Raw genomic sequence first — 8,647 nt, forward strand, 5'->3', positions numbered from 1 at the left:
CGCTGCGAGAAAGCCCGACAAGCCGGCAGGCGCGGCGCTCGGAGAGGTTGACCTTCTCCCGAATCGCCGACACCGCTTCGCGTTTGGCTTGCGGGCTCAGGGCTTTCCCTTGACGACGACCTTCAACGCTTCCATATCGAGCATTGCTTAGGCCAGCAGTTTCTTCAGCCGGCCATTCTCCACCTCGAGGTCCTTGAGCCGGCGGGCTTCCGAGACTTCCATGCCGCCGAACTTCGCGCGCCAGGTGTAGAACGACGCGTCACTGAACCCGTACTTCCTGCACAGTTCCTTGACCGCCATACCGGCCTCGGCTTCCTTCAGAAATCCGATGATTTGCTGTTCCGTAAATCGCTTCTTCATGTTCGTCTTCTTCTCCGAAAACGAACTTTACTAGACTCCGGCTGGCCCTGTTTGTAGGGGGCAGGTCAGTCACAAGATCAACCTGTTTGGCCTTGATGCGCTCGTGAACATGGCGACGGCTGCCGGCCTTCATATCGAAATGCGAGTGCTCGAAGCCGCCTAACCTTTTCGAAACTGGGGCACGATCCAAATAGCAATGGATGCGACTCTATTTGCCAATAGCGGCAGAAGTTCGCCGTCAGAGCGTTTAGCGTCAGGAGTGTCCGTCGGTGCGTCGGGCGTCGGAGAGCGACGGCATTGCCACGAAGTCCAACGCGTTGACGCACGGCTCAGCGCGGCCTGCCGGGCCGAGTAGCGGAGCTTGCTGACAGGGCATTTCGAAGCGCTGCCGTAAGACCGCCCTCAGCCCTCACTGCAAACTGCTTTTATTGAAGACGTGACGGCTGGGTGCGCCCGCCACGCCTGCACATGGCGCTGCAGGGTGCGCAACTGGTTTTCCTGATACCGCCCGGGATACGCCTCGCAGAGCAGAACAAACAGCGTCTTGGCCTGCAAAGCCGGATCTCGCTGCAGTTGCGCCTGGACCCACGGCCAATCCGTCAGGAAAGGGTTGGTTCGGGTACGGTGCGTTCTCGGCGCCTTCATCTGGCTCGGCAGCTTGCCGGCGCGTTCGTATTTGCGTGCCGTGCGCTCGCTCATGCCGGTTCTGGCTGCCGCTAACTTCTGGCTCGTTCCTTTGCGTCGTTCTTCCAGCAACAATCTGATTTCTCCGTCTTGCTTCATGCGGCCTCCTTGCGGAGGCTGCACGATAAACAAGAGCCAGACCGGACTCGGCCCAGCTCTCTTCAACCGGCAAATCTAATTGTCGCCACCGGAATTTCTAATTGTCGCTGGACACAACCCTAATTTTTCCAAGGCGAGTTTCGCAATTCCCCATGAATTTTGCGAAATTTGGCGCGATATCCAATGGATTATCTTTCTTGTAATCTCCATGGTTCGAAATTTGACGCGTAGTTTCAGAACTGAGGCGAGGGGGCCCCTTGTTTTAGGTCGGCGCGGCGACTCAAAATAACCCGTATTTGCAGTAAACTCCAAAGGTATCTGCCCCCGGGGCCCGCTCGCCTGAATTCTGACACCCACCCGATTGGGTGGGTACAGAACCTACTTTGAATTTGCCTCTCAACATGGAGTTCTCTAATGAAGAAGTCGCTTCTCGCTCTAGCATCACTTTGTGCATTTACCGGCGTGGCACATGCGCAAAGTAATGTCACCCTGTACGGCATCGTTGATGCTGGCCTCACCTACGTCAGCAATGAGGAGGGCAGCAAAAACATCAAGCTCGGCAGCGGCAACCTGCAGGGTAGCCGCTGGGGCCTGAAAGGTGTCGAAGATCTGGGTGGTGGACTGAAGGCCATCTTCGTGCTGGAAAACGGTTTCTCGCTGAATAACGGCACGCTGGGTCAGGGTGGTCGTATGTTTGGCCGTCAAGCCTATGTGGGTCTGAGCAGCGCAACGGCGGGTACGGTCACGATCGGCCGTCAGTATGACTCCGTGGTTGACTTTGTGGGGCCGCTCGCCTCGGGCAGTCAGTGGGCGACGTTCTCGGGTGCACATCCGTTCGATAACGATAATCTGAATAATACGTTCCGGATCAACAACTCTGTTAAGTACACGACCGCCAACTACAGTGGCTTCAGCGCGAGCGCTCTCTATGGCTTCTCGAACCAAGCCAACACAAGCGGCGGCACAGGCTTCGCGAATAACCGCGCATGGTCGGTTGGCATGGGGTACGCAAATGGTCCGGTGACGTTGGGGGCTGGGTACCTTTACCTCGGTTCTCCAAATGCGTTGAACAACTCGGCGGCTGTTGGCGGGAAGCCGGGCATCGGCGGTGGCGCAGTGTCCGGGGACTTCAATAGCGTTGGCGACGGCACCCCGTTCAGCAGGGTTCAAATCTACGCATTGGGAGGTTCGTATGCATTTGGCCCAGCAACCGCAGGCCTTGTCTATACCCATAGCAAGTACGACTACGTGGATGGCGCTTCCACGAAGTTTGATAATATCGAACTCAACGGAAAATACATGCTGACATCAGCCCTGCAGTTGGGCGCGGCATATACGTACACAACCGCGAAGAGTACGGACGAACCCAAAGCCACGTTCCATCAAGTTTCTGTTGGCTCGGATTATTGGCTATCAAAGCGTACAGATGCATATCTGGTTGGCCTGTGGCAACACGCCAGCGGCAGTGCGTCGGATGGCGGCAAGTATTCGGCTGTGTTAAATGGCCAGAATGTCTCCGGCACCAATAACCAGTTTGCGGTAACCGCAGGCATCCGCCACAAGTTCTAAACAAAGCCTCATGGTGCGGTCCCGGCAAAGCCTTTTTGGCCCGTACGGGAGTACCGGCTTTCTTAATGTCGGCCGTCACCGCACGGACCTCACTGCACAGCCGGGTTGTTAGGCAAGCACCCGAATCAGGCCCAGATTTATTTGCTGGCTGCCGCTGCCCGGATAATCTGCACGCTCTGGTCCGTTAGGAAGCGAAATTACGCGTGTCTTGGCGCCTCCTAGCTGGGTATTGAGCCCGCCGCGTGCGGGCTCTTTTTTCATCCGCCATCTCTGAATAATCACGAGAAATTGGGGAGATTCTTGTATGGGACGGGAATCGAATGCCCCATTACACTACGCATTTCCTCCGAGGCGTTCTGGTTGCGAGCCTGGGGATGCTCAATGCCGCCATCCGGGCATATGTCTAGATGGCTCTTTTTTTGACTCCCCTGACGACTATCCACTTCCTTCGTCAAATCCTTGCTTCCGCACAACTCGATCCGTTTGCGTTGATTGCGTAGCTCGGCTCCTGTTTCTCACAACGTTGGCCCCCCCCTTCCCCATTGCCCCGAACCGACACGGTTACCGCCCCAGCAAATTCAGCAAGCAACTTCGCAGTGTTGACCTGACGGATATTTTCGTACCACTGGCGTCTAGAGAGTCACGGCCCCGGTGGTTGAACTACATTCGCTGACCCGACGGAATTCGGCGGGGGGGCAGGTAGGGGTCGTCTCAGAAAACGGAAAATAAAGCACGCTAAGCCGTTTGCAGCGGTCGTAGCGGCCTGAACTTGCCCACGCCGATCTTGGCGCTGCTGCGCCAGAGGTAATCGCCGGTCAGGTTGATGTGCTCCCAGCCGAGCGGCGACAGGTACTGCAACAGCGCGTCATCGACGGCATGGCCGTTGCTGCGCAGTCCGTGTGCTGCCCGTTCCAGATAGACCGTGTTCCACAGCACGATGGCCGCCGTCACCAGGTTGAGGCCGCTGGCCCGGTAGCGCTGCTGCTCGAAGCTGCGGTCGCGGATTTCGCCCAGGCGGTTGAAGAATACGGCTCGGGCCAGCGCGTTGCGCGCCTCGCCCTTGTTCAGCCCGGCATGCACGCGGCGGCGCAACTCGACGCTTTGCAGTCAGTCCAGGATGAACAGCGTGCGCTCGATGCGGCCCAGCTCGCGCAGGGCAACCGCCAAGCCATTCTGACGCGGGTAGCTGCTGAGCTTGCGCAACATCAATGAGGCCGTCACCGTGCCCTGCTTGATGGAGGTGGCCAGCCGCAGGATTTCATCCCAATGGGCGCGAACGTGCTTGATGTTGAGCGTGCCGCCGATCATTGGCTTGAGCGCGTCGTAGGCAGCTTCGCCCTTCGGGATGTAGAGCTTGGTGTCGCCCAGGTCGCGGATGCGCGGCGCGAAGCGGAAGCCCAGCAGGTGCATCAGGGCGAAGACGTGATCGGTGAAGCCCGCCGTGTCGGTGTAGTGTTCCTCGATGCGCAGGTCGGACTCGTGGTACAGCAGGCCGTCGAGCACATAGGTCGAGTCGCGCACGCCAACGTTCACCACCTTGGTGTGGAACGGCGCGTACTGGTCGGAGATATGGGTGTAGAACGTCCGGCCTGGGCTACTGCCGTATTTCGGATTGATGTGGCCGGTGCTCTCGGCCTTGCTGCCGGTACGGAAGTTCTGGCCGTCCGACGATGACGTGGTGCCGTCGCCCCAGTGCCCGGCGAACGGATGCTGGAACTGCGCGTTGACCAGCTCGGCCAGTGCCGCCCCGTAGGTTTCATCGCGGATGTGCCAGGCTTGCAGCCAGGCCAGCTTGGCGTAGGTCGTGCCGGGGCAGGACTCCGCCATCTTGGTCAGGCCTAGGTTGATCGCGTCGGCCAGAATCGTGGTCAGCAGCAGGTTCTTGTCCTTGGCCAGGTCGCCCGATTTCAGGTGCGCGAAGTGCCGGGTGAAGCCTGTCCATTCGTCCACCTCAAGCAGCAGTTCGGTGATCTTGACGTGCGGCAGGATCATCGCCGTCTGGTCGATCAGGGCCTGCGCGGTATCGGGCACCGCCGCGTCGAGCGGCGTGATCTTCAGGCCCGACTCGGTGATAATGGCGTCCGGCAGTTCATTCGCCAGCGCCATGCGGTTGACGGTGGCGAGCTGCGTTTCCAGCAGCGTCAGCCGGTCATGCAGGTACTGGTCGCAATCGGTGGCCACGGCCAGGGGCAATTCGCTGGCCTGTTTGAGGCTAGCGAATTTCGCGGGCGGCACCAGGTAGTCCTCGAAGTCCTTGAACTGGCGCGAGCCTTGCACCCAGATGTCGCCGGAGCGCAGCGCGTTCTTCATCTCCGACAGCGCGCACAGTTCATAGTAGCGCCGGTCGATGCCAGTGTCGGTCATGACCAGTTTCTGCCAGCGCGGCTTGATGAAGTCAGTCGGCGCGTCGGCAGGCACCTTGCGGGCGTTGTCGCTGTTCATGCCGCGCAGCACCTCGATGGCGTCGAGCACGTCCTTGGCGGCGGGCGCGGCTCGCAGCTTGAGCACGTCGAGAAATTCCGGTGCGTAGCGGCGCAGCGTGGCGTAGCTCTCGCCGATGCGGTGCAGGAAATCGAAGTCCTCGGGCTGTGCGAGCTTCTGCGCCTCGGTGACGCTCTCGACGAAGGCATCCCAGGACATGACGGCTTCGATGGCGGCGAACGGATCGCGGCCCGCTTGCTTGGCCTCGATCAGCGCCTGGCCGATGCGGCCGAACAGCCGCACCTTGGCGTTGATCGCCTTGCCGGATGCCTGGAACTGCTGCTGATGCTTGTTCTTGGCGGCGTTAAACAGCTTGCCCAGGATGCGGTCGTGCAGGTCGATGATTTCGTCGGTGACGGTAGCCATGCCCTCGATGGCGAGCGCCACCAGGGTCGCGTAGCGCCGCTGCGCCTCGAACTTGGCCAGGTCGGCGGGCGTCATCTGGCCGCCCTCGCGGGCGATCTTGAGCAGCCGGTTCTGATGAACCAGGCGCTCGATGCCGGAAGGCAGGTCGAGTGCCTGCCACGCTTTCAGACGTTCGATGTGTTCGAGCATGTGGCGCGAATTCGGCTTGACGGGCGATTGACGTAGCCAGGCCAGCCAGATCGTCTTGCCGTTGTCCCGACGCTTGAGCAGGTCATCAAGGCGACGACGATGTGCGTCCGTCAGCGGTTCGGCCAGGGCGTCGTAGATGCGCCGGTTGGCGCGGGTGATCGCTTCGGCGCTCGCCCGCTCGACGGCGTTGAGGGCAGGCAAGATGATCGACTGCCGCCGCAGGTGCTCGATCAAGGCGCATGCCAGCACAATGCCCTTGTCGGTTTGCATGGCCAGCTCGGTCAGCGTGTGGACGGCCTGCCGGTAGTGGCTCATGGTGAATGGCTGGAAACCGAACACCGTTTGCAGCTCGACCAGGTGCTCGCGCCGGGTCTGCTCCCGCTGCCCGTATTCGTCCCAGCTTTCGACGCTGACCTTGAGCTGGTTGGCGACCAGCTTCAACAAAGGTGTGAATGGCGGCTCATCAACGCCAAGGATGATGCCGGGAAAGCGCAGGTAGCAGAGCTGCACGGCGAAGCCCAGCCGGTTGGCAGGGCCGCGCCGCTGCCGAATGATGGACAGGTCGGTGTCGCTGAACGTGTAGTGGCGGATCAAGTCATCCTTGGTGTCCGGCAACGCCAGCAGGCTTTCCCGCTCGGCGGCGGACAGGATCGAACGGCGGGGCATGTGGTTCCCTTCTTCTTGAAAACGTAGGTTTGTAACAAGCCTGACCAAGCAACCGGCGCGGCACGGGAAATCAAGGCATTGCAGTTCTCGAAAATAGTTCTTGAAATGTTATTCTCGATCCCTTACCATTGCAATGAGTTTCGATAAGAAAGGATGCCCATGCGACCGTCCGTTGTGCTTGACATGAAGCGAATTGCGGTGCGTGAAGCGGTAGGCCGCTTTCGCACGGCGAACCCGCGCGTCTTCGGCTCGGTGCTGCATGGCACCGACCGGGACGGTAGCGACATTGATCTGCTGGTCGATGCGCTGCCTGGTGCCACGTTGTTGGATTTAGGCGACTTGGAGGAGGAACTGAAGTCGCTGCTCGGCGTGGACGTTGATTTGCTGACGCCTGGCGACCTGCCTCCGAAGTTCCGGGCCAAGGTGCTCGCGGAGGCGCAGCCGGTATGAGCGAAAACCACCGACTGCCCGACTATCTAGAACACATCCAGCAGGCTGCGGCCGATGCGTGCAGTTTCGTGGAAGGGCTGGCCAAGGACGACTTCATCGCTGACAAGCGCACCCAGCAGGCCGTCATCATGAGCCTCATCATCGTTGGTGAGGCCGCTACGAAGGTGATGGACGGCTACGCCGAGTTCACCCAGGCGCACGCCGAAGTGCCTTGGCGCAGTATGCGCAACATGCGAAATCGCATGGCCCACGGCTACTTCGACATCAACCTCGATGTCGTGTGGGAGACTACCCAGGAATGGCTACCGGCATTGCTCAAGCAACTGCTTGCCGTGCGCCAAGATGCTGACGACGAAGGACAATGAAAATGAAGGATTCGAAAACGATGCTGTCAGAAAGCGAGATCAGCGAGCTGGCAGAGCGAATGTATGAGTGCGTTGAAATTCAGTGTGCCATTGAGTCGGGTCAGTTCAAAACGCTGGAAGACGTGCTCGAAGCCGTGAAGGCGCGGAGCGCAGCCATCAAAAACAGATTGAGAGATGCAGGCGCGTTCGACGGGGTCTTGACTCCAACTGAATTTGAGGAAATGGCCAGACAAGCTGACGAGCAAATGTTTCTTGCTGGACTGAATGCCTCAGAAATGATCCGCCAATAAGTCATGTTGATTGGCTATGCGCGCGTCTCGACGCAAGATCAGAACCTCGAATTGCAACGCGAAGCCTTGACCAAGGCTGGATGCGAAAAGGCCTTCGAAGACAAGGTGAGCGGTACGCGGGCCGACCGTCCGGGCTTAGCCAAAGCGCTCGAAATGCTGCGTGAGGGCGACACCCTGGTTGTCTGGAAGCTCGACCGTTTGGGTCGGTCGGTCAGGCAACTGGTCGATCTGGTGGGCGAACTGCATAAGCAAGGCGTCCAGTTCAGAAGCCTTACCGACTCCATCGACACCGGCACGCCATCCGGGCGTTTCTTCTTTCACGTCATGGCCAGCCTTGCCGAGATGGAGCGAGAGCTGACCGTCGAGCGCACTCGCGCCGGGCTGGAAGTCGCCAAGCAGCTTGGCCGCAAGGGCGGTCGCAAGCCCAAAATGACCGACAGCAAGATCGAGTCGGCCAAGAAGCTGCTGGCCCGCGGTGTGCCGCCCAAGGACGTGGCCAAGAACCTCGGCGTGTCCATTCCGACGCTCTACCGCTGGGTGCCAGCCTCATCGCACGCTTAGCGTGCTTTATTTTCCGTTTTCTGAGACGACCCCTAGTACACCGTGCGGCGCGGCACACCGAACCAGCGACACAGCTTGGCGATCGAGACGGTGATACCGTCGGCTTGCAGTCCCTGGCGGATCGTCTCGATCACTTCTCGTCCTCGCCCAGCAGGGACTGCAATTTTTTTCTGGCGCGCAGCTCCAGCATCGCTTCGCCGTACGCCTCTTGCAGGTCTTTAAGCTGGCGCTCGTACTGCTCACGCACATCCTGCGGGTTGGCTCGCAGGGCGTTCTCCATACCCCGCTTGCCGTCATCGACCCACTGCTCGACTTCCGATGGCGACAGGTCGTATTGGCGGCTCGCCTCGGCCACTGTCGTCTTGCCCTGAATGATGTCCAGCACCAGCGCGCTTTTGCGCTTGGCTGTCCAGCGTTTGATGTCTTCTTCCATCTTCATGCTCATCGTTAATCCCTCGATTATGACGTGAGCAGGTTTTTACTGGGTGGAGCGGCCCCACGTATCTGAGGACACAAGGACTCTCTTAAAATAACGGATAGTCTTGTGCCTATCAGTAAGCCTAATCA

At 59.5% G+C, this 8,647-nt stretch carries 7 protein-coding genes and 3 pseudogenes; 6 read left to right on the plus strand and 4 right to left on the minus strand.

Annotation, left to right across the window (positions count from 1 at the left end; translation table 11 throughout):
- Positions 1-360, minus strand: a pseudogene (locus CDN36_RS22010) (transposase); the annotation flags it as partial.
- A 73-nt stretch (positions 361-433) separates the two neighbouring features.
- Here CDN36_RS22010 and CDN36_RS22015 point away from each other — a divergent pair.
- Positions 434-523 (plus strand): annotated as a pseudogene (locus CDN36_RS22015) (helix-turn-helix domain-containing protein); the annotation flags it as partial.
- Positions 524-762: 239 nt separating this feature from the next.
- Here the strand turns inward: CDN36_RS22015 and CDN36_RS22020 are convergent.
- The gene (locus CDN36_RS22020) at positions 763-1,143 is read right to left on the minus strand and encodes a helix-turn-helix domain-containing protein (protein ID WP_287497918.1); all 381 of its coding nucleotides are present in this window, start codon (positions 1,141-1,143) and stop codon (positions 763-765) included.
- A 414-nt stretch (positions 1,144-1,557) separates the two neighbouring features.
- Here CDN36_RS22020 and CDN36_RS22025 point away from each other — a divergent pair, with 414 nt between their 5' ends.
- Positions 1,558-2,712, plus strand: coding sequence for a porin (locus CDN36_RS22025; protein ID WP_287497919.1), 1,155 nt, complete (start codon positions 1,558-1,560; stop codon positions 2,710-2,712).
- 735 nt (positions 2,713-3,447) lie between these two features.
- On the opposite strand, the pseudogene CDN36_RS22030 reads toward CDN36_RS22025, so the two are convergent.
- A pseudogene (locus CDN36_RS22030) lies at positions 3,448-6,414 on the minus strand (Tn3 family transposase).
- Between the two features lie 159 nt (positions 6,415-6,573).
- On the opposite strand from CDN36_RS22030, the gene CDN36_RS22035 reads away from it, so the two are divergent.
- Genes CDN36_RS22035 through CDN36_RS22050 form a run of 4 tightly spaced genes read left to right on the plus strand, consistent with a single transcriptional unit; the run spans position 6,574 to position 8,080 of the window.
- Positions 6,574-6,864 (plus strand): nucleotidyltransferase family protein, encoded by a 291-nt coding sequence (locus CDN36_RS22035; protein WP_287497920.1) that lies wholly within the window; start codon positions 6,574-6,576, stop codon positions 6,862-6,864.
- On the plus strand, positions 6,861-7,229 hold the full coding sequence (locus CDN36_RS22040; RefSeq protein ID WP_287497921.1) for a HepT-like ribonuclease domain-containing protein: 369 nt from the start codon (positions 6,861-6,863) through the stop codon (positions 7,227-7,229). Before CDN36_RS22035 ends, CDN36_RS22040 begins: the two co-directional genes overlap by 4 nt.
- Before the next feature lie 2 nt (positions 7,230-7,231).
- On the plus strand, positions 7,232-7,519 hold the full coding sequence (locus CDN36_RS22045) for a hypothetical protein (protein WP_287497922.1): 288 nt from the start codon (positions 7,232-7,234) through the stop codon (positions 7,517-7,519).
- A gap of 3 nt (positions 7,520-7,522) precedes the next feature.
- The gene (locus tag CDN36_RS22050; protein WP_287497923.1) at positions 7,523-8,080 is read left to right on the plus strand and encodes a recombinase family protein; all 558 of its coding nucleotides are present in this window, start codon (positions 7,523-7,525) and stop codon (positions 8,078-8,080) included.
- Between the two features lie 130 nt (positions 8,081-8,210).
- Here CDN36_RS22050 and CDN36_RS22055 read toward each other — a convergent pair whose 3' ends face one another.
- Positions 8,211-8,525: a DUF1153 domain-containing protein gene (locus CDN36_RS22055; RefSeq protein ID WP_155192804.1), complete on the minus strand. Its 315-nt coding sequence runs from the start codon at positions 8,523-8,525 to the stop codon at positions 8,211-8,213.
- Between the last annotated feature and the right edge of the window lie 122 nt (positions 8,526-8,647).

Origin of the sequence: Pandoraea sp. CB10b_02 (genome assembly GCF_002216225.1) — a bacterium.
GTDB classification, from domain to species: domain Bacteria; phylum Pseudomonadota; class Gammaproteobacteria; order Burkholderiales; family Burkholderiaceae; genus Pandoraea; species Pandoraea nosoerga.

What these genes read in the sequence shown, in the direction of transcription:
- CDN36_RS22020 (WP_287497918.1), bottom strand. Translation starts at nt 1,143, where the DNA reads ATGAAGCAAGACGGAGAAATCAGATTGTTGCTGGAAGAACGACGCAAA.
- CDN36_RS22025 (WP_287497919.1), top strand. Translation starts at nt 1,558, where the DNA reads ATGAAGAAGTCGCTTCTCGCTCTAGCATCACTTTGTGCATTTACCGGC.
- CDN36_RS22035 (WP_287497920.1), top strand. Translation starts at nt 6,574, where the DNA reads ATGCGACCGTCCGTTGTGCTTGACATGAAGCGAATTGCGGTGCGTGAA.
- CDN36_RS22040 (WP_287497921.1), top strand. Translation starts at nt 6,861, where the DNA reads ATGAGCGAAAACCACCGACTGCCCGACTATCTAGAACACATCCAGCAG.
- CDN36_RS22045 (WP_287497922.1), top strand. Translation starts at nt 7,232, where the DNA reads ATGAAGGATTCGAAAACGATGCTGTCAGAAAGCGAGATCAGCGAGCTG.
- CDN36_RS22050 (WP_287497923.1), top strand. Translation starts at nt 7,523, where the DNA reads ATGTTGATTGGCTATGCGCGCGTCTCGACGCAAGATCAGAACCTCGAA.
- CDN36_RS22055 (WP_155192804.1), bottom strand. Translation starts at nt 8,525, where the DNA reads ATGAGCATGAAGATGGAAGAAGACATCAAACGCTGGACAGCCAAGCGC.